We start from the raw sequence: 20,061 nt of genomic DNA, 5'->3' as shown, positions 1-20,061 counted from the left end.
ATAAATTGACAGTCAATAAATAAAAATACAGTTGACTTTATATTTATACATACGTATACTTAGCTGTAATGAATAATGAGGTGATGACGTTGAAGGTAGGAATCATAGGAGCGTCCGGGTATGGTGGCCTCGAATTGATTCGGTTGCTGCAAAACCACCCGGAAATTGAACAGATTGATTTATTCACATCCTCCGAAGTGGGGACTGTATTTTCTGAGAAATATCCGCATCTCGTGAACATTCACGATACTAAGATGAAGGCTATAGAGCAAGAGCATATCCGACAATTAGATACCGTTTTCTTCAGTACACCGGCAGGAGTGACTACGACGTTACTTCCTCCACTAGTAGGTGTCGGACCTAAGTTAATCGACCTAGCAGGAGATTTTAGACTGAAAGATCCGGCGTTGTATACACAATGGTATCAAAAAGATGCCGCTGAAATGGAATACTTAGAGAGAAGCGTATATGGATTGCCTGAGTGGAATAAAAAACAAATCCAAGAAGCAGATTTCATTGCCAATCCGGGTTGTTATCCAACCGCAGTTCTATTGTCTTTACTTCCTCTTTTAAAAAATGAATTGATCGATGGCAGTCAGTTAGTGATCGATGCGAAAAGTGGCGTGTCTGGTGCAGGCAATAAACCGAGCGCAGCGACACATTTTAGTGAAACGAATGAAAACTTCTCTATTTATAAATTACATCAACATCAACATATACCTGAAATTGAGCAGGCGATGAATCTTTTCGCCAATCAACCAGAACCGATTACCTTCACGACTCATCTTGTACCGATGACGAGAGGAATCATGGCAACGAGTTACGCAAAAGTGAATGCAGCAGTAACAGAACAGCAGCTCACAGACTGCTTAAAAGATACGTATAAAGATAGCCCGTTCGTTAGGATTCTGACAGATATCCAGAAGATTGGAACGAAACAAGTCTATGGTTCCAACTATTGCGATATTCATGTCAAGGTAGATCCGCGAACGAACCGAGCAACGATTGTAGCCGTTATTGACAACCTGGTTAAAGGGGCTGCCGGTCAAGCTATTCAAAATATGAACATCCTATACGGATTAGATGAAACAACTGGAATTGATAATATTCCATTATTTATTTGACCTAACATCTTTAGAATTGAAGGGAGCACTTATATGGAAACCATTGAAACTATCGAAAGTATGAAGCGTATCTCGCGTAAGAATATCGTGTCACCAAAGGGATTTAAAGCAGTCGGCATTCATTGTGGTCTGAAACATAAGAAAAACGATTTGGCTTTACTAGTCAGCGAAGTGCCAGCGAGCGTTGCAGGTGTCTTCACAACGAATGCAATCCAGGCAGCTCCACTTAGTGTAACGAAACAAGTCGTATACGAAACACAAAAAATGCAAGCGGTAGTCATCAACTCAGGCAATGCCAACGCGTGTACTGGTAAACAAGGTATGAAAGACGCCTTGACCATGCAACAAAAGACAGCAGAACACCTTGGCATTGATCAAAACTTAGTCGGCATTGCTTCGACAGGCGTTATCGGAGAATTGATGAAAATGGAGCCATTGCTGTCAGGAATCAAACAATTACAACCGAACGATAGTCTCGAAGGTTCAATTCAATTCTCTCAAGCTATTTTGACAACAGATACGGTGACGAAAAATACAGCTTATGCGACAGTCGTCGATGGTCATGAAATTGTTGTCGCTGGAGTAGCAAAAGGATCTGGCATGATTGAACCAAATATGGCGACTATGCTTGGCTTCATTACGACAGATGCGAATATTGAATCCGAACATTTACAGCAGGCCTTAAAAGAGATTACCGATGTTACATTTAATTCCATTACAGTGGATGGTGATACGTCTACGAACGACATGGTACTTGTAATGGCTAACGGAATGGCAGGAAATAACTCATTGACACCGTCTCATCCTGAATGGCAATCATTTGTCAACGCTCTGCATGCAGTCTCGCAAGACTTAGCGAAAATGATTGCGAAGGACGGCGAAGGGGCAACTAAGTTAATCGAAACTAAAGTGACAGGTGCAGTTTCCGATGAAGAAGCGCGTAAAATTGCAAAATCCGTCGTTGGATCACCACTTGTTAAAACAGCTGTATTTGGTTGTGATGCAAACTGGGGACGTATTATCGCGGCAGTTGGCTATAGTGGTGCAACAATTGATCCGAATGACATTAAAATCTATATTGGCGAGACGCTAGTAGTAGAGGGCGGCGAACCGATTCCGTTTTCAGAAGAGGAATTGCTCATTTATTTGAAGCAACATGAAGTGAAATTTGTTGTGGAATTAAACCAGGGAACTGGTCAAGGAATGGCATGGGGGTGCGATCTGACTTATGACTACGTCCAAATCAATGCAACCTACCGCACCTAAACGGCAGGTTATCAAACTAGGTGGCAGCATGCTCGATGAACTGAGTGAAGCGTTCTTCGATCGAGTAAAAGAATTACAACAAGCTGGCATACAATTACTAATCGTTCATGGCGGCGGACCGAATATTAATCAGGAATTGGCAGATCGGAACATCACGTCTTCTGTAATTAATGGTTTTCGTGTGACTTCCAAGGAAGCTATTGGCGTCGTGCAATCTATTTTGATCGGTCAAGTAAATCCTTCTCTTGTCCACCGTTTCAATCGGGAAGGTGTCAAGGCGACGGGACTCAGTGGATTCGATGCCAATCTACTTACTTGTGATGTATTAGATTTTGAAACGTATGGCTATGTGGGTGAAATTCAGCAAGTGCAAACAGATATTTTGGATTCATTACTAGAAACTGGAGTGGTTCCAATTATTTCATGCATCGGAGCTACTGCTGAAGGGGAGCCATTAAATATCAATGCGGATACGGTAGCTAGTCAAATTGCCTTGGCAGTCGAGGCGGAAAGTCTATTGCTAGTCACGGATACTCCTGGAATTCGTATCGAAGACCAGACACAAGAAAAAGTGATGCCGGCAGATATACAGCGCTGGATCAAGACAGAAGATATTTATGGGGGAATGATTCCGAAAGTTCAGGCAGCCATCGAATGTCTGGAAGCTGGCATTCCATCTGTTGAAATTGTTGGTCAGCAACTGACAGGAACGGTCATTACCAATGAGGGGGCAATCGCGTGACTTCTTTGTTTAATAACTATGCAAGACGAGCGGTGCATCTAGTCAAAGGGCAGGGTACCGTAGTAACAGACGATCAAGGGAAAGAGTACTTGGATTTCACAAGCGGCATTGCGGTCGTTAGCTTGGGCCATGCGCACCCTACAATTGTCAAAGCATTACAAAACCAAAGTGAAAAACTGTGGCATATATCGAATTTATTCGAAAGCCCGGAACAAGAAAAATTAGCAGAATCGCTAACGAAAGATACGGATTTATCCTATGCGTTGTTCTGTAACAGTGGGGCAGAGGCCAATGAAGCTGCTATTAAACTAGCGAGAAAACATACAGGCAAACATCTCATCCTGACTTTCGAAAAATCGTTTCATGGCCGGACTTTTGGTGCGATGTCGGCAACAGGACAGGATAAAATACGTCAAGGATTTGGTCCGTTGCTTGAGAGTTTTGAAACACTTCCTTTCAATGATGTAGATGCATTAAAAGGAGCAGCCAATGAAAACGTGGCGGCTATTATGTTGGAAGTGATTCAAGGGGAAGGTGGCGTCAATTCAGTAGAGCCCGCGTTTGCACAAGCGATTATGGAAGCTTGTCAACAGCATGGAATTTTATTGATTATTGATGAAGTTCAGACGGGAATCGGCCGTACAGGAACGCGCTATGCATATGAGCAAACGGCATTGAAGCCAGATATCGTAACGTTGGCAAAAGGACTCGGTGGTGGTTTCCCGATTGGTGCGCTTATAGCAGGCAAGGACCTTTTCGATACATTCGGCCCTGGCTCACACGGCACAACCTTTGGAGGCAATCCACTTGCTGTAGCAGTTGCGCAGACGGTTGTCGATCACGTTTTCGAGCCGACGTTTCTACAAGATGTTCAGGACAAATCGGCTTATTTCAAAGCGCAACTACAGTCTGTTTTGCCAACCGAGAAGTTTTCAGTACGTGGCAACGGATTATTGCTCGGAATTCATTCAAATGAAGAAATAGCACCAGTCATTCAGAAAGCTGAACAGCAAGGGTTACTCCTAGTGCCAGCGGGTACAAACGTCATTCGTCTGTTGCCACCATTGACGGTTTCAAAGAAAGAAATTGATCAAGCAGTGGCCATTTTGAAGAACATCTTAAATTAAAAATCACTTGGATTAAGGCAGTCAGTGAGCTGCTATTCAAATAGGAAGAATTCTCCTCTTGCAGGAGGATTCTTTTTTGAATTTTTCTATACAAAGAAATGATGGTCAGGTATAGTTAGTGAAAATAACTCTACTAGAATGGAAGTGTCCTAGTCTTGAAAAAACTATTCGGTTTGCTATTAGCCGTTTTATTTCTAGCATATGCATTCCCGGTGTCATCTCTCGCTGCTGTATTTCCTGATGTGAAAGACCAGAATTCTGCTGCTGCAGAAATAAAATACTTATCAAGTAAGGGAATTATCACAGAAAAACCTAACCAAAACTTTCGTGTCAATGACCCGATCACGAGGCTCGAGGCATCGGCCATGATTCAACGTGCTCTACAATTACCTATGGATGGACGTCCATCAGTAGAATTTTCCGATATTAAGCCATCGCATCCGCACTATCACCTGATCGCCACAATGGTTGACGAAGGTATTTTCATGGGAAATGAGAAACAGGAATTTCGTCCTGATGGTCAATTAACACGTGGGCAGATGGCGGCTGTGTTCGTCAGAGCGTTTGACTTAAAAGGAACGTCTACTTATCGATTCCGTGACGTACCTGCTTCCTATTGGGCATCGCCTGCTATTCAAACGCTATCTGTACAATCTATCACAACGGGTTTCCAAGATAATACGTTCAAGCCCAATCAAACCTTAACACGCGGTCATTTCTCTATATTTCTCGCCAGAATCTTGGAACCCAGCTTTATAAATACACCTGCTTGCTACGTTGCAAATAACAAAGCGCAACAAGTGGTCAATGTCCCTGTCACTACATTATGGAAACAGCCAGGTACTAAACGTACGGTCGATTCATTGGCCAATGGTAAATCACCAGACATTAGCAAATGGGTTGCTTCAATGAGTTTACCTCAAAAACAATGGTTAGTCGGGAAACTGGAGACCCAAGCCCTTTATGGACAAACAGTTAAGGTGTTGGAAACCAAAGGGGAGTGGGTGCAAGTAGCGATTGAAGATCAAAGCTCACCGAAACACGTATCAGGTTATCCAGGCTGGCTACCGAAGAATCATCTAACGACCGTTTATCCAAATTATGCTACATGTAAAACTGCTATGGTGAAAACAAAAACAGCGATCTTGACGCATGATGAAAATGGACAGAAGCCATTTAAAACAATTAGTTTTAACACGATCCTCCCAGTCATTGGAGAGAACGGTGACCGCATGGCTCTACAGACACCAGCGGACGGTGTGAAATATGTGAATAAGAATACAGTCAAACTAGTGAATGCGAAAGAAAATATGCCAAAACCAACTGCTCAGCAAATCGTTGAAACAGCTAAAATCTTCAACGGATTAACCTATTTATGGGCTGGGACATCTGGATTTGGCCTAGATTGTTCAGGATTTACTTATTCCGTTTACCGTCAACATGGCATCAGCCTGCCAAGAGATGCTTCTGTTCAGGCAGTTAACGGGATGAAGGTCCAAAAGAAAGACTTGAAGGCAGGTGACCTAGTCTTCTTCGCTTACAATAAAGGAAAAGGTACAGTGCATCATGTCGGCATGTATATCGGCAACGGCCAAATGATCCATGCGCCAAATCCGAAACGTACAGTGGAGATCGTACCGATGACACTAGAACCGTATCAATCAGAATACGCTGGTGCTCGACGATATCTACATTGAATAGCTAAAAGACTGTCCTGAAAGTGAATAATCTTTCAGAGGCAGTCTTTTTCACATAAATACGTAAATAAGGGAACGCGCCAAAGTTGCATTGTACCGCGCCAAACTTTCTTCGAACCGAGCGTTTGGACCTCGGTACCGAGCATTACGTAACACGCACCGAGCCAAACCTCTCGCAGAAAGAGCCAAACAAGCCGTTTACCCTTATTTTTTTAATATCCAAATCTTCCTATCAAACAAAAAAAACATCTACGCAAAAAGAAAAGATGCCCAAAAAGTCAGGTGAAAAAGACTTTCGGACAATCTCTTCTTTTATTTCTCTACATTACCTTCAAATAGTAATTGATCTGCTTCTAAATCAATGACCTTCAAATACTGATCATGCTTCACAAAAATACTTTTATAGACCTTTTTTCCACTTTCGTTCTCGAACAGAATGATCCGCTTCCCTGGATTATCTGTTTCAATGTGAGAAGTTAATTCATCCAGAGGAATATTTTCTGCTAAGATAGCAAATTCTTCAAATGCGGATAGTTCAGAATCAAATGAAACAGGCGGAGTCTCTTGCTCTCCTTCTGGCGACATCTCACTATCAGTCGATTCAGTGGTGTTCTTTTCTGGTTCTATGCTATCCACCGAAATCGCATCATCTTCTTTTGGTTGTTCTTGAGTTTCATTTCCACATGCCACTAAAAACACAGCGAGCACCGGTAGTATCCACCATTTCTTCATTGCAAATCACTCCTAGATAGACTGAAATATTTCATTAAAACAGTGTAATAGAATAATCTGCGTGAATCAATTTACATGACTTATACTTAGATTGGAAGATATGGAATAATGATGTACAATCAAACTAGCAATAATTTTAGTTAGAATATACTGATACCTTTCGACGACAGATAATTAGGGGGGATTACATGAAAATCGTAGTACCACTAGATGGTTCGAATGCTGGCTTTAAAGTAATACATCATGCAATTGAATTAGCTAGTTTATACGGGGACGAGGTCGTACTTTTAAATATCCAACCGTCTCTACAAGAACTCGGTTTGCCTACCATCAAAAAAGGAGGTCACATGCTACAGGGAGAAGGAGTCAAATATTCTGCCAAAGTCCGAATAGGCATCCCCGCAATGGAAATTATTGCAGAATCAAATGATAAAGAAACCCGATTTATTGCAATGGCCGTAGGGAAAGGAAAAGAAGAAGCAATTGGAAGCGTGAGCAAGCAAGTACTATTATTAGCGAAATGTCCAGTGCTACTCATTCCGGAACATGCTGAGTAAAGCTATATGCTACTTTCAAAATTCAAAATACTTATTACTTTTATCTCACCATATGATATAGTAAATATATAGTAGATAGGTATGAATGGGGGAAGTTGAATGGAGAAACTTTTGAGGACATCTTCAGCAAGGAGAGCACTTAGCAAAGTAGAGCGAGTAACAAAACGCATTCAACCTCTGGTGGAAAATGAGCTGTCATTTAATAAAAACTATAAACAACTCCACCAACTATTGGACGATGAATTGCAAGATGATGAATACTTTGTCATCGTGGATGAAACAGGTCGCAGTTACATTCATACGAATAGGCTTTGGGAGGGAACGTTGTTTTCTGATCCTGTTGGTTTGAAGGCCGCAAATACGGATCAGCCTTTACTACAAGTTTATGAAAGACAATCGGGTGAACGTCTAATCGACGCCTCTATGCCGATCATGAAGACAAATGGTACTCGGTATAGTCTTCGCTTAGGACGAATTGTTCATCAAAAGTATATTCTCTATGGAATGACAGCCGCCATCCTGTTACCATCCATTGTCATGGCATATATCGCGTACCTTTTTAATTTAACTCTCAATCAAGGAGTAACATTCGCCTTCACTTCACTCGCCATTTCTGCTCTCATGATCATCACCCTCTATAAAATTGTGATGAAAGGAATACGTTCTTGGCGCCAAGTGACAAGAAAGATCTCAGCAGGAGATTTAACAGCGGAAGTAAGTGAGCGATCGAGATCAGAATTTAATCAAATTGGATTTGAAATTAACAAAATGGTGATTGGCACAAAAAATATTGTAAAAGAGTTAGATCAATCATCCGGAATAGTTGACAAAATCAGCCAAGATCAAGCGGCGGAAGCAAAGCGTCTATCAAGCGTTTTCACCGCATACGGGAACACCATGCAAACCTTCCAGAGTGGAACGGAGCAACAGTTGTCATCTTTGCAGTCTGCGAACGCCATGGTGCAGACGATGATGCAAGGAATTCGGGAGATGGAAGCTCGCATTCAGCAAACGCTTTCAAAGTCAGAAAATGCTTCTAAAGCTGCAGCGGAGGGTAGTCAGGCAATTGAAGAGTCCGAACAAAAGATGCAACAGATTAATGATGCAGTTCATATGTCTTCGCAAAAGATTATGCGGGTGGCAGAAGATATTAACCAAGTCATCCAAAAAGTCTCTCTGATCACTAAAATTGCGGAGCAGACAAATTTATTGGCATTGAACGCTTCCATTGAAGCAGCTCGTGCAGGAGAGGCGGGTAGCGGGTTTTCCGTTGTCGCCAATGAAGTCCGTAAGCTCGCTGAGGAAACGAACGACTTTGCGAATGATGTCGTGCGGACATTGGAGCAGACGAATAATGAAGTGAAAAGTGCCGTACAGCAAGTGGAGTCTAATACCGACACGATCCAAGAAGGCGTAGAGATCGTCCAAGTTGCGGGTCAATCCATCCATCAAATGAATGAAGCGGTTATTGATACAAAAGCGGCTGTCAATAATAATAGTCGCCATGCAGAAGAGATGATTAAAGATGGGGAACAGATTGAAAAAATCATTGAACAGATTACGACCATTTCTGAACAATTCACGGAAAATGTTACAGAAACAGTCGCAGGAATGGATGAGCAAGTCGAAGGCATCCAGCAGTTGGCAAGCGATGCTGTTAGACTCACAGATCAAGCGGCCGCACTGAATCGCATCGTTCATCGTTTTACATTTTGATTGAATACCTATAAAAAACGAGGCTGGGACATATCTATCTTTTTCATTTAAAATTACGAACATTTATAAAGACACCACAGTGTGCTTTGTATATCAAAAAGTAGGGATTGGAGCGGAAGGCGGCGACTTCCGCGGGAATAGCATGAGCCTTGAGACCCCGCAGGAGCGTAGCGACGAGGAGGCTCAAGCCATGCCCGCGAAACGCGTCCGTCTGTAGCGCGAATCCCCGGAGAGTCTCTAAGACGGTACTTTTTTGTAATAGGAAAACCCGAACCGATTTCCAAAACATAAAGTGACTGTTCTGGAATAGTTCGGGTTTTTTACTCTATAAATTCTTTTGTCCCAGCCCCGTTTTATTTACCTACCTCAAGATGAAACACTTGGCTGCACAGATTGCTTTTTGTATTGCTTCGCCTCGTTTTTACGTTTTTGTTGTAGCCGCAAGAACAGGTTGTTACCAACTAGTGAGGCGATAATAAATACGGTTCCAATGTAATCGAATACGGTCAATTGATAACCTTGCACAAATGAAATGACAAGAGTTGTTACAGGCACGAAGTTAATGAATAATAAGCCATTTAATGGAGATAAAATTCGAACTCCGACGTTCCATCCAAGCAATGCAATAATTCCAGGAAAGATGATCATAAATAGCATATGTGGACTGACCTTCTGCACGGTTGCTAGAGTAGGAACGGAAATATATCCTGTCAACGTAACGAAAAAGACGACGACACAAGCTGTTGCGGTACCGAGTAGACAGCTTAAAGTGGAATAACGAAGTGATGACCAATCACTGAAACGATCGCCGCCCATCGTGTAAACGACCCATCCCACAACTGCCAAAAAGATGAGCAATGAAGGTATGATATCATCTGTAGCTGTCAAAAACGAAAATATATCTCCTTTTGTTATAACTAGCATGACACCGATAAACGCGGTAAATACGCACGCTAATGTAAAACCATGTGGCTTGTGCCGGCTAATCAGCCACACAATGACGATGGAGATCATTGGCATCATAGATTCTGTGATGGATGCCACCATAATTCCTGGCTCACCCATTAAATCTTGCCCCCAGAAGATAAATAAGTTATACACCACAAATGCCATCGTTCCGAAGAACCATAGAGAAAGTCCTCGTTTTTCCAATTGAAATGCCTGTTTCCCTTCTTTCCACCACAACAAGATGACAAGTAAAACGGTTACCGATACATAGCGGATTAATGTGAAATAAAAAGGATCTATTGTTTTAAATGCGCTATTTGCAACAGGGAACATGGCACCCCACGATGCGCTGGCGATAAAGCACAGGACTGCACCCCATAGTATTTTGTTTTTCATTTGACTAAACCTCCTTAACTACTTACTCTAGTAAACTAAATAATAGACATCATGTAAAACGAATAATAATGATGTATACTATCATTATTAATGATATCTAAAAGAGGAGTAGAAAGAGGGAGTAAAATGGAATTTAAAGATTTGGAAATTTTTCAGATGGTAGCTGAAAAAGGAACCATAACAGAAGCAGCAAAAGAGTTACGTTATGTACAATCCAATATTACGTCTCGTATTCAAAAATTAGAAAACGAGTTAAAAACGCCTTTGTTTAATCGTCATCATCGAGGGATGATCTTGACGCCAGAGGGAAAGAGGTTGTTAGTCTATAGTGAGAAAATCCTTTCCTTAACGAATGAAATGAGGAAGGTAGTACAAAATGATAAAGAACCTTCTGGGAAACTGGAAATTGGCTCAGTAGAAACTGTGATCAATCTACCTATCATTTTGTCTAGATATAATAAAAAATATAAACAAGTTGATTTATCTTTATTTACAGGCGTTACAGAGCAACTGCAATATAAAGTCCTTCATCATCAATTAGATGGGGCATTCATTTCGGAAGGTGCCACACATTCTGATTTAGCGATCCACGAAGTATTGGAAGAGGAGTTAGTCTTATTATCCGACAAACCATTTCAATCTATAGAAGATATTAAAGACGAACCCATCCTATGTTTCAGTAAAGGGTGTGGCTATCGTGCAAGACTAGAGTTATGGTTGGAGGATGAAAAATTAAAACCGACAAAAATGATGGAATTTGGTACATTGGAAACGATCTTGGGTAGTGTAGCTGCTGGGCTCGGCGTGACATTCGTACCGAAATCTACGGTAGCTCATCTTGTCGAGCAAGAACTCGTCTATTGCTATCATTTGCCACCGAAATATAGTCGAATCAAAACGGTTTTTGTGCGTCGTTCAGATTCTTATTTGACACCGACGATCCAGAAGTTTATAGAAGTAATAGAAGAGTTCCATCAAGAAACATTGGATCAATTTCAAAATTCGACACAAAGTTTACGTCCGTAATAGGTTACTTATGCTAATATGGAGGGTAAGTTATTACTATAGAATTGGAGTGTCAATAGATGAATTACAGCAATCAAACAGGTAGTCCCAGTTCATTCAAAAAACGTAATTATCGACCAGCGATCATTGCTATTTCGATCGTGTTAATCGGGGCGATTGGTGTGCTGTCAGGTTTGCCGGGTGCCGAGAACTTTACTGCTTTCGATATTACGATCTTGCCTCTTTTAAATGCCATTTTCAATAGTTTCACATTTCTATTCTTAGTGGCTGCACTCATCGCTATATTGAAAAAGAATGTCACAGTGCATAGACGCTTTATTTATGCCGCGTTCTGTACGACTGCTTTGTTTCTAGTCACGTATGTCGCTTATCATTATCTAGCAGAGTCCACTCCTTATGGTGGCAGTGGTTTCATGGCTGGTTTTTATTATTTTATTTTGTTCTCTCATATTGTATTAGCTGCTGTAATTGTGCCGCTAGCGTTAACGAGCGTCGCGCGAGCTTGGAATATGGAAAATGCACGTCACCGAAAAATTGCGCGATGGACGATGCCGATCTGGTTATATGTAAGTTTAACTGGTGTACTTGTATATATACTGATTTCACCTTATTATTAAGGGAAGATATCATTTTAAATAATTGAACAGAGCAAAGCATCAGTCAGAAGAGTTACGTTGACTGATGCTTTTTTACAACATAGTAAACCGAATATTTCCAATAAATAATCGAATGGATGTGTACGAATGAACTCTCCAAATTTTATGTCGGATGAATCGTTTGATGAGATTTTCCAACAAGAATCAGACGATATTAATGAACAACTGAAGAAAGAAATTTTGATCGCAATGATCGGGGATGTTAATGCAGGCAAGTCTTCTACGTTGAACCGACTCATGCAGAAAAATGTGGCGGAAGTGGGAGCGCAGCCTGGAGAGACACGTGAGGTGGAAAAGTATTATTATAGGGAAAATATCCTGTTTGTTGATACTCCAGGTCTCGATGATATTAACCAAGAGCATTCACAGGAGACATTGAATTTTTATCATGAAGCCGATGTGATTTTATTTTTTCTGAATGCTGCAGGCACGGTGCTCTCAGATACAGAACTTAAATCACTGAATAAAATTGCTACCCTCAACAAGAAAATTGTCATTGTGCTGAATAAAATAGATGCAGCTGAGGATATCCCGAGTTTAGTGAACTACATACTAGAGCATACTGAATTTGGCTATCCTGTCATTCCGATCTCCTCTAAGACAGGTGAGCATATGGAACTGTTGCAACGAGAGATTCTTCAGCAATTGAAAGAAACGAATAAAGATCTTTTGCTTGCAGCGAATATGGCGGATAAATCATCCATCGCGAAACGTTGGATTTTGGCGGCGGGAGGGTCAGCGGCAGCCATTGGAGCAGCTCCCATTCCTGGAGCAGATTTTGTTCCGTTGACTACTTTACAGGTTGGACTCATGTTGAAGCTCTCTACTTTATACGGGAAACCTGTCACGAAAGATCATGCGAAGGAATTAATTATAGCAACGGTGGTGGGAAATGTCGGCAAAACGGCATTCCGACAAATTGTCAAAGTGATACCGGGCGCTGGCATGGTTGTAGCGGCAAGTGTAGCGGGTTCCATGACAGTCGCTCTTGGCTATGCCATAAAATATATGTATGAACATGATATGGATTTAACTCCTGATACATTGAAAAAGGTATATAAAATGTATTTGAAACGAAATAAGTAAAAAGGGGCTGGGTGTATGGAGTGGTTTAATTACGCAACGTTCGTTGTGGCTTTATTGGCAGGGTTATATTCGATGGAAAGCATGAAGCGTAATAAGGAATTGGAAGAACGAGTAGAAAAACTGGAGAAGAAAAATACTGCGGAATTGGACAAACATCGTTTATGAAGAAGGAGGTAAAGGATGTATGTCCTATCTGTAAAGGGAACAACCAGTGTGGAAATGGGCTACCTAAAGAAAAAAGGGATTGCTGGTGTACAAATAAAGAGTTCCCAGAAGAAGTGTTCCGTCAAATACCGAAAGAAGATCTGGATAAACACTGTATTTGTCCAAATTGTTTGGAACGAATCAGCGGAAATAAATAGACAAGCGAGGGTCTAGCGACCAACGCTTGTCTATTTTTATTCTTCAGAAAATGAACGTGTCGCTAAATCTTTTTCATAGATAAATAGCGCATTTTTGTCTTCACGGATTCGTTTCAAGTATTCAATATGTTTATCAAAGGTTGCTTCTTCTTCAACTTGTTCGTCCAAGAACCAATTTAGGAATGAAATTGTCGCATGTTCCTTCTCTTCCCAGGCCATATCCATAATAGTATAAAATGATTTTGTTACTTCTTTTTCTTGTTCCAACGCGACTTCAAATGTATGAACGAGACTGTCGAAAGAAGTGGCAGGTGCAGGGATTTCAGTAATGATGGCACGGATTCCACGGTCATTTAAGTAAGAATAGATTTTCATGGCATGTTGCCGTTCTTCTTCTACTTGTTGTAGAAAGTAATGGGCAAACCCACTATAATTGCAATATTCGCAGTAAGAAGCCATAGATAAGTACGTTTGTGCTGCGGCAAATTCGTTGTTCATTTGTTTATTCAGTGCTTGTGCTAATTTTTCGCTGATCATCTGCATCGTCTCCTTTTGTTCTGTTACTATCCTATACCCTGATAAGTGCATAGTAAATCTATTATGCGTTGTCTAAATCTTAGTATACCCGTATGAAGCTTCGAATGCCTAGCCTTATTTAGAAAAATAGTCAGGGCAAGCGGGAACTGAACTCTGATGATATACTTTATAGATGAATAGAATTCATATATATACTACAAGTGGAAAGAAGGAATCGTATTGATTAACTACATAATCCCTGAATTGGATGAGCAGGCTGGAGCTGAGGCTGCGACTTACTTGGATACACTGACAAAGCCGATTGGAAGTTTAGGGAAATTAGAGAAAATCGTTATTCAGTTAGCTGAAATGAAAGGCCAGCGAAAGCCCGTGATGAACAAGCTAGGTATCATCGTTTTTGCTGCTGATCACGGAATTGTCGAGGAAGGAATTTCTGCTTTCCCACAGCAAGTGACACGTCAAATGGTGGACAATATGGCGCAAGGTGGAGCAGCCATTAATGTGTTTGGAAGACAGCAACAAGCCGAATTTTCACTGGTAGATGTGGGCGTCATAGGGAACCAATTTATGGAGCCTGTGAAAAACCGTAAGATTCGTCAAGGCACCCAGAATTTTTTACAGGAATCAGCGATGACACGAGAAGAAGTAGAAAGAGCGTTACAAATAGGCTATGAAGAAGCGCTAGCTATTTTCGACGAAGGAGTAGATTGTTTAGTAGTGGGGGAAGTAGGTATCGGCAATACGACGACGAGCAGTGCAATAGTGGCATCAGTGACTGGATTAGATCCCGCTGAGCTCGTTGGGTATGGCACAGGCATTTCTCCTGAACAGCATGTACATAAAATTGAAGTGGTGCGCAAAGCCCTGGCTTTTCACCAGCCCAATGCGCAAGATGGCTATGACGTTTTAATGAAAGTCGGCGGTCTGGAAATAGCGGCAATGGCAGGGGCGATGTTGGCTGCTGCCTCCAATCGAATACCGATCATATTGGATGGATTTATTTCGACTGCTGCAGCTTGTATTGCGGAGAGAATCGGAAAAGGAGCAGCAAACTATATGTTATTAGGCCATCAATCGATGGAACCTGGTCATCTGAAAGCCTTCGAATATTTAGGGAAGGAACCAATTTTATCGTTGGATATGCGATTAGGTGAAGGAACAGGGGCAGCAGTAGCATTTAGTATTATTCAATCAGCAGTCTGCATGATTCAAGAAATGGCTACTTTTGCAAGCGCTGGTGTCTCTGGCAAGAATGACTGACTACAAAAACAGGGGTAGAAATGGCAATCAGCCATTCTTCCCCTGTTTTTTACTCCACTTGATCAAACCGTCTCGATTGGTTCTGTCTGATTTACCTCTTCGTTGTCTGGTGAGTTGCTAATAATACTCGCTAGCACATGGACGCGCAAGATGATTCCTTTGATTCTGTTCGTCTCATCTACCACGACCAACGGATATTTAGAATCAAGCACCCGCGGAATTATGTCTTGCACATATTCTTCGGGATGAGCCGTTACGACCTCAGTAGACATCACCTCATCGATGGTCTTTCTTGTTTTCAGTCCATCGATAGCTTGATCGATGGTCACTAATCCAAGTAATTGACGCTCGCGATTCGTGACGAACACACTAGAAATTCCTTGTTCTTCCATATTTTTGATCGCCACATGTAATCCGTCTTTCCCATTCATGACGCTCAATGGCTTTGACATAATATGCTCTGCTTGAAGAACTTTCGAACGATCAATTTCGCGTGTGAATTCGATAATGTAATCATTTGCGGGTGATTCTAATAAATCTTCTGGTGTTCCGACTTGCTCTACGTTTCCGTCTTTCATGACAGCAACACGATCACCTATACGGAACGCTTCATTGACGTCATGTGTAATGAAAATAATCGTTTTTTGCAAGCGTGTCTGAATATCTAAAAGTTCCAACTGCATTTCTCTTCGAATGAGCGGATCGAGGGCACTGAATGGCTCATCCATCAATAAGATATCGGGGTCGTTCGTAAGTGCTCGTGCAATCCCAACACGTTGGCGCATACCCCCTGATAGTTCATCAGGATACTGATTCTCATAACCTTTTAGCCCAACCGTCTCAATATGCTTTTGAGCGATTTCACGGCGTTCATTTTTTGAAAGACCACGGATTTCAAGACCATATTCAATGTTCTCCATCACAGTCCGGTGGCTAAATAACCCGAAGTGCTGAAACACCATTGCGATTTTCTTTTGTCGGAAAAATTTTAGTTGTTCTTTGTTGTAATTGACGATATTTTCTCCATCCACGTAAATGGCACCTGATGTCGGTTTGTTCAACAAGTTAAAGCAACGAATTAACGTTGACTTTCCGCTTCCTGATAAACCCATGATGACGAATGTTTCGCCTTCCATAATTTCCATGTTGGCATTATACACACCGACCGTATGCCCTGTCTTGTCTAGGATTTCTCGTTTAGAAGCTCCTTTTTCAATTAATGGAATGACTTTTTTAGGACGTGGACCAAAAATCTTTGTGACATTCTCTACTTTGATTTTGACGGTCATGCTGATCTCCTCCTAAAGCTTTGTAGACGGTCCGCCACTCCATTGGTGATACGGTCAATAATGATAGCTAAAAATACAATACTAATTCCTGCTTCAAATCCTAATGAAATATTGATTTGGTTGATGGCGTACAATACACGTTCACCTAAACCATGCGCCCCGACCATTGAACCTACAACAGCCATTGATAATGCCATCATCGTTGTCTGGTTTATACCTGCCATCATCGTAGGTAAAGCTTGAGGAAGCTGTACTTTTACGAGCATTTGATTGCGCGATGATCCAAATGATTCAGCAGACTCGATCACTTCATCATCGACGTTTCGAATGCCGAGTTCCGTTAACCGAATGACGGGTGGTAACGCATATATAATCGTTGCAATAATGGCAGGTACATTTCCTAAAGGGAAGAAGAAAATTACAGGTATCAGGTAAACGAAAGTAGGCATTGTCTGCATCGCGTCCAATAGGGGCCGCATAATAACGGAAAATGTTCGACTGAATGCCATCAGGATACCAACCGGAATTCCAATTGCGAGGGAAAGGACAACAGAAATTACAATAATCGCAACAGTGGTCATCGTTTCCGTCCATAATCCGAATGAACCGATCAAAAAGATGAAGAATGCGAATAGTAAACCACCATATACATTGTTGAAATACCATCCCAACAAGAAAACGATAAACATGATCACCCACCAAGGAGTGTGTAATAGTGTCGTTTCAATAGTGCGGATAGTTGTGGAAGCGATGATGAAGATGAAATCGAAAAGCCAACCGAAGTTCATAGCGAGAAAATCAATAAACTTTTCAACGTAATCACCTATTGGTATACGTACACTGGGGAATTCTGTCATAGGCGTTAAGCTAGTTCGTACTAGCCTGTCCCTCTCTTTCTCTAGTGAAGTAGTGAATGAAGAAGGGGATGGAAATGTTGTCCACCCCGGCAATCTACATGTTCATTTATAGAGCTGCCTTTACTTTCTCGGCAACATCTTCTGGTACCCATTGAGTCCAAAGGTCTTCATGTTCTTTCATGAACCATTTTGCAGTATCTTCAGGTTTTGCATCATTTTCACCCATATATTCCAATGCTTCTTCCGTTAATGCACTGCTTGTTTCGTAATGGCTGAGGAACTCCACTACTTCGGGAGCTTGTGTTTTCAAGTCTTTATGAACACTTACGAATACATCGTTTGGAGGGAATTCACCTGTTTTGTCTTTATCCCAAGCCGCTTGGTCAAATGGCTCGTCTTCCAAAAGCGTTAAGTCGTATGATGCGGTGACCCAAGTAGGAGACCAGTAATACCCTACCCATGGCTCACCTTTTTTATATGCGCTAGCTAAATCAGCTACGATAGCTGAATCTGAACCTGGAGCCAAATACATAAACTTTTTATCTAATCCATAGGTAGTTATTTTTTCATCTAAGTACTTACTGACTAACCAGCTTGATGGTGCTCCGATGATACGACCCATTTTCTTGTTTTCAGGATCTTGAAACAATTCAGGATACTTCTCCAAGTCTTTTACCGTTTTTAAATCGGGAGCTACCGCTTCAATATTACGCTCTGGGTCACCTTTTATAACGTATGTTGGAACATACAAACCTTGCGAGTTGTCGTCGAAGTTCGTCGCAACAGTTTCAATGTCTCCGCTATCGATTGCTTTTGTATACGCTTCGCCTAAGTTATCCGACCAAACTTCTGTATAAACATTTATATCGCCTTGTTGCAACGCCTGGAATGTTGCAGTGGAAGTACCATTTACTACTTCTGTTTTGTAACCGTAACCTTTTTCTAAAATAATTTGTGCGATACTGTTATGGACACGAATACTGTCCCATCCTGCATCTGCAAATTTAATTACATCGATTGAATCTTTACTCGCACTGTTACCACAAGCAGTTAAAAGTAGTAATGCGAACATAGAGAAAAACAACATAATCTTTCTCAAAAAATCAAACCCCTTCTGTTTGTTATTTTTTCATCACGAAATGATATTTTTTACTCGAATCTCTTATATACAGTCACACGTAAAAAAAACGGGAGAGTTGAAGAAATCAAGGAAAAACTATCATTATTTTTCGTGTTGCTAGTTAGTTAGTTTACAGGATAGTAAAAATAATATCAATTTAATAATTTAGAAAACTCTTTTACACCCCTCCTTTTTGGAGTTGGTATTGTTTGAAATGTTTATATAAAAATAATATCTTCATAGGTCATGTAAGACGAATTATTGTACGCTCCATCCTATAGGGGATATAGGTTTTTAGGGAGTCGAAAAAGTGAGGAAATTGTTGTGCGATTGGACGAAGAGTCGTCTGATCGGAAGTTACGAAAGAAAGTGAGTTATTTTGTTTTAAAAATACCCATGGACAAAGTTTTGTAACAGTTTTTGAGGAATTATCGTGTTTTTTTGATTTCGCTTTTAAGAAAATGATATAGTTAGATGTATAGAATTTATTGATATGGAACGTATGTAGAAAAGGAGAATGGATCTAATGACGAAAGAAGTCCATATTGTACCGACTACTACCCATAGTCGCTCGGCGTCTGCCTTCTTCTCAGATATTAAATCATTGGTTAAAGGACCTGTACTTATAGCGAATGTCTTACCCGTATTTGCAGGGTACTGGCTGGCACTACATTTTTCAGGAATGACACTTGCAGGGAATTGGGTTGTTTTCTGGTTAACGATGATCGGAAGCACCTTCTTAATGGCGGGTGCCCTTGTAATGAATAACTGGTTTGATTCGGATATTGATACCTTTATGGAAAGAACGAAGCAACGTCCGACAGTTACAGGAAGCTTTGCCTTGAAAACCGTCTTGAATATTGGTCTGGGATTATCTGGTGTCGGTATGTCCTTATTGTTATTTACTACTATGGAAGCAGCGATTTACGCATTTATCGGATGGTTTACGTATGTAATACCCTATACGATGTGGTCTAAACGCAAATATACACTAAATACAGTGATCGGAAGCGTATCTGGCGCAGTGACGCCGCTGATTGGTTGGGCTGCTGTGATGTCGGCGAACCACATTGTACCGATCGTGTTGTTTTCGATCTTGTTTATTTGGCAAATGCCGCATACATTTGCGATTGCTATGAAGAAGTATGATGAGTATAAAGCAGCGAATGTAGCGATGTTACCCGTTGTGCGTGGCTTTGATTTTACAAAACGCCAAATGTTGATATATGTTTTATGCTTATTGCCTATGCCGTTTTTGTTGCCGATGTTCGGTACGGCTTTTATCGTGATTGCAACGTTGATGAATGTGGGCTATATCGCAGCAAGTGTCTATGGTTTTTATGCCAAGGATAATCACAAGTGGGCGCATATGATGTTTTTATATTCGGTCAATTACATGACATTATTGTTTATGATGATGATTTTATGGACATTTTGATAGCAAAGGCTTCTCTTCACTTTACGTGAAAGAGAGGTCTTTTTTTATGGTAAGATTGAGTAGGATTGCTAGTCTATCTAAAATTGTTTTTTTTTATGTTAATTGAATTGGTACATAGGTTGCAG

At 41.1% G+C, this 20,061-nt stretch carries 20 protein-coding genes; 14 read left to right on the top strand and 6 right to left on the bottom strand.

Annotation, left to right across the window (positions count from 1 at the left end):
- Positions 1-89 precede the first annotated feature (89 nt).
- The 5 genes from argC to GD002_RS03020 all read left to right on the top strand — a co-directional run bounded on the left by argC (position 90) and on the right by GD002_RS03020 (position 5,956).
- Positions 90-1,124, top strand: coding sequence for an N-acetyl-gamma-glutamyl-phosphate reductase (gene argC / locus GD002_RS03040; RefSeq protein ID WP_194841448.1), 1,035 nt, complete (start codon positions 90-92; stop codon positions 1,122-1,124).
- A 33-nt stretch (positions 1,125-1,157) separates the two neighbouring features.
- Positions 1,158-2,390: a bifunctional glutamate N-acetyltransferase/amino-acid acetyltransferase ArgJ gene (gene argJ, locus GD002_RS03035; protein WP_153730848.1), complete on the top strand. Its 1,233-nt coding sequence runs from the start codon at positions 1,158-1,160 to the stop codon at positions 2,388-2,390.
- The gene (gene argB, locus GD002_RS03030) at positions 2,353-3,132 is read left to right on the top strand and encodes an acetylglutamate kinase (RefSeq protein ID WP_153730847.1); all 780 of its coding nucleotides are present in this window, start codon (positions 2,353-2,355) and stop codon (positions 3,130-3,132) included. The genes argJ and argB overlap by 38 nt, the downstream gene beginning before the upstream one ends.
- A complete protein-coding gene (locus GD002_RS03025) occupies positions 3,129-4,259 on the top strand; it encodes an acetylornithine transaminase (RefSeq protein ID WP_153730846.1) in 1,131 nt (376 codons plus the stop codon). The genes argB and GD002_RS03025 overlap by 4 nt, the downstream gene beginning before the upstream one ends.
- Before the next feature lie 155 nt (positions 4,260-4,414).
- Entirely contained in the window at positions 4,415-5,956 is a 1,542-nt protein-coding gene (locus GD002_RS03020; protein WP_153730845.1) for an S-layer homology domain-containing protein, read from the top strand.
- Positions 5,957-6,268: 312 nt separating this feature from the next.
- Here the strand turns inward: GD002_RS03020 and GD002_RS03015 are convergent, their stop codons facing one another.
- A complete protein-coding gene (locus GD002_RS03015; protein ID WP_153730844.1) occupies positions 6,269-6,688 on the bottom strand; it encodes a hypothetical protein in 420 nt (139 codons plus the stop codon).
- 188 nt (positions 6,689-6,876) lie between these two features.
- On the opposite strand from GD002_RS03015, the gene GD002_RS03010 reads away from it, so the two are divergent.
- On the top strand, positions 6,877-7,245 hold the full coding sequence (locus GD002_RS03010; protein ID WP_153730843.1) for a universal stress protein: 369 nt from the start codon (positions 6,877-6,879) through the stop codon (positions 7,243-7,245).
- 99 nt (positions 7,246-7,344) lie between these two features.
- Positions 7,345-8,961: a methyl-accepting chemotaxis protein gene (locus GD002_RS03005; protein WP_153730842.1), complete on the top strand. Its 1,617-nt coding sequence runs from the start codon at positions 7,345-7,347 to the stop codon at positions 8,959-8,961.
- Positions 8,962-9,327: 366 nt separating this feature from the next.
- On the opposite strand, the gene GD002_RS03000 is transcribed toward GD002_RS03005, so the two are convergent.
- Entirely contained in the window at positions 9,328-10,305 is a 978-nt protein-coding gene (locus tag GD002_RS03000) for a DMT family transporter (protein ID WP_153730841.1), read from the bottom strand.
- Positions 10,306-10,431: 126 nt separating this feature from the next.
- Between GD002_RS03000 and GD002_RS02995 the strand changes: the two genes are divergently transcribed.
- The 5 genes from GD002_RS02995 to GD002_RS02975 all read left to right on the top strand — a co-directional run bounded on the left by GD002_RS02995 (position 10,432) and on the right by GD002_RS02975 (position 13,435).
- The gene (locus tag GD002_RS02995; RefSeq protein ID WP_153730840.1) at positions 10,432-11,331 is read left to right on the top strand and encodes a LysR family transcriptional regulator; all 900 of its coding nucleotides are present in this window, start codon (positions 10,432-10,434) and stop codon (positions 11,329-11,331) included.
- A gap of 59 nt (positions 11,332-11,390) precedes the next feature.
- Complete coding sequence (locus GD002_RS02990; RefSeq protein ID WP_153730839.1) at positions 11,391-11,948, top strand: DUF420 domain-containing protein; 558 nt, start codon at positions 11,391-11,393, stop codon at positions 11,946-11,948.
- A 126-nt stretch (positions 11,949-12,074) separates the two neighbouring features.
- Positions 12,075-13,073 carry an Era-like GTP-binding protein gene (locus tag GD002_RS02985; protein WP_153730838.1) on the top strand — a complete coding sequence of 333 codons (999 nt, stop codon included), beginning with the start codon at positions 12,075-12,077 and terminating at the stop codon, positions 13,071-13,073.
- Between the two features lie 15 nt (positions 13,074-13,088).
- On the top strand, positions 13,089-13,238 hold the full coding sequence (locus GD002_RS02980) for a hypothetical protein (protein ID WP_153730837.1): 150 nt from the start codon (positions 13,089-13,091) through the stop codon (positions 13,236-13,238).
- Positions 13,235-13,435 carry a cysteine-rich CWC family protein gene (locus GD002_RS02975; RefSeq protein WP_153730836.1) on the top strand — a complete coding sequence of 67 codons (201 nt, stop codon included), beginning with the start codon at positions 13,235-13,237 and terminating at the stop codon, positions 13,433-13,435. Before GD002_RS02980 ends, GD002_RS02975 begins: the two co-directional genes overlap by 4 nt.
- 36 nt (positions 13,436-13,471) lie before the next feature.
- On the opposite strand, the gene GD002_RS02970 is transcribed toward GD002_RS02975, so the two are convergent.
- Positions 13,472-13,972, bottom strand: coding sequence for a ferritin (locus tag GD002_RS02970; protein WP_153730835.1), 501 nt, complete (start codon positions 13,970-13,972; stop codon positions 13,472-13,474).
- Positions 13,973-14,194: 222 nt separating this feature from the next.
- Between GD002_RS02970 and cobT the strand changes: the two genes are divergently transcribed.
- The gene (gene cobT / locus GD002_RS02965) at positions 14,195-15,232 is read left to right on the top strand and encodes a nicotinate-nucleotide--dimethylbenzimidazole phosphoribosyltransferase (RefSeq protein ID WP_153730951.1); all 1,038 of its coding nucleotides are present in this window, start codon (positions 14,195-14,197) and stop codon (positions 15,230-15,232) included.
- Between the two features lie 62 nt (positions 15,233-15,294).
- Here cobT and GD002_RS02960 read toward each other — a convergent pair whose 3' ends face one another.
- The 3 genes from GD002_RS02960 to GD002_RS02950 are packed head-to-tail and all read right to left on the bottom strand — an operon-like array spanning position 15,295 to position 18,477.
- Entirely contained in the window at positions 15,295-16,521 is a 1,227-nt protein-coding gene (locus tag GD002_RS02960; protein WP_153730834.1) for a quaternary amine ABC transporter ATP-binding protein, read from the bottom strand.
- Positions 16,518-17,471, bottom strand: a complete 954-nt coding sequence (locus tag GD002_RS02955; protein WP_456242923.1) for an ABC transporter permease — start codon at positions 17,469-17,471, stop codon at positions 16,518-16,520. Before GD002_RS02955 ends, GD002_RS02960 begins: the two co-directional genes overlap by 4 nt.
- A gap of 13 nt (positions 17,472-17,484) precedes the next feature.
- The gene (locus tag GD002_RS02950; RefSeq protein WP_228548262.1) at positions 17,485-18,477 is read right to left on the bottom strand and encodes an ABC transporter substrate-binding protein; all 993 of its coding nucleotides are present in this window, start codon (positions 18,475-18,477) and stop codon (positions 17,485-17,487) included.
- 538 nt (positions 18,478-19,015) lie between these two features.
- On the opposite strand from GD002_RS02950, the gene cyoE reads away from it, so the two are divergent.
- On the top strand, positions 19,016-19,936 hold the full coding sequence (cyoE, locus tag GD002_RS02945; RefSeq protein WP_408020069.1) for a heme o synthase: 921 nt from the start codon (positions 19,016-19,018) through the stop codon (positions 19,934-19,936).
- Positions 19,937-20,061: the final 125 nt, after the last annotated feature.

This window comes from Sporosarcina obsidiansis (genome assembly GCF_009651005.1).
Lineage (GTDB): Bacteria > Bacillota > Bacilli > Bacillales_A > Planococcaceae > Sporosarcina > Sporosarcina obsidiansis.
Note: the sequence above shows the minus strand (reverse complement) of the source record. Positions and strands in the feature narration are given on the sequence as shown.

What these genes read in the sequence shown, in the direction of transcription:
- GD002_RS02980 (WP_153730837.1), top strand. Translation starts at nt 13,089, where the DNA reads ATGGAGTGGTTTAATTACGCAACGTTCGTTGTGGCTTTATTGGCAGGG.
- GD002_RS03010 (WP_153730843.1), top strand. Translation starts at nt 6,877, where the DNA reads ATGAAAATCGTAGTACCACTAGATGGTTCGAATGCTGGCTTTAAAGTA.
- argB (WP_153730847.1), top strand. Translation starts at nt 2,353, where the DNA reads ATGACTACGTCCAAATCAATGCAACCTACCGCACCTAAACGGCAGGTT.
- cyoE (WP_408020069.1), top strand. Translation starts at nt 19,016, where the DNA reads ATGGATCTAATGACGAAAGAAGTCCATATTGTACCGACTACTACCCAT.
- argJ (WP_153730848.1), top strand. Translation starts at nt 1,158, where the DNA reads ATGGAAACCATTGAAACTATCGAAAGTATGAAGCGTATCTCGCGTAAG.
- GD002_RS02990 (WP_153730839.1), top strand. Translation starts at nt 11,391, where the DNA reads ATGAATTACAGCAATCAAACAGGTAGTCCCAGTTCATTCAAAAAACGT.
- GD002_RS02985 (WP_153730838.1), top strand. Translation starts at nt 12,075, where the DNA reads ATGAACTCTCCAAATTTTATGTCGGATGAATCGTTTGATGAGATTTTC.
- GD002_RS02970 (WP_153730835.1), bottom strand. Translation starts at nt 13,972, where the DNA reads ATGATCAGCGAAAAATTAGCACAAGCACTGAATAAACAAATGAACAAC.
- GD002_RS02995 (WP_153730840.1), top strand. Translation starts at nt 10,432, where the DNA reads ATGGAATTTAAAGATTTGGAAATTTTTCAGATGGTAGCTGAAAAAGGA.
- GD002_RS02960 (WP_153730834.1), bottom strand. Translation starts at nt 16,521, where the DNA reads ATGACCGTCAAAATCAAAGTAGAGAATGTCACAAAGATTTTTGGTCCA.
- GD002_RS03015 (WP_153730844.1), bottom strand. Translation starts at nt 6,688, where the DNA reads ATGAAGAAATGGTGGATACTACCGGTGCTCGCTGTGTTTTTAGTGGCA.
- GD002_RS02975 (WP_153730836.1), top strand. Translation starts at nt 13,235, where the DNA reads ATGAAGAAGGAGGTAAAGGATGTATGTCCTATCTGTAAAGGGAACAAC.
- GD002_RS03000 (WP_153730841.1), bottom strand. Translation starts at nt 10,305, where the DNA reads ATGAAAAACAAAATACTATGGGGTGCAGTCCTGTGCTTTATCGCCAGC.
- GD002_RS03005 (WP_153730842.1), top strand. Translation starts at nt 7,345, where the DNA reads ATGGAGAAACTTTTGAGGACATCTTCAGCAAGGAGAGCACTTAGCAAA.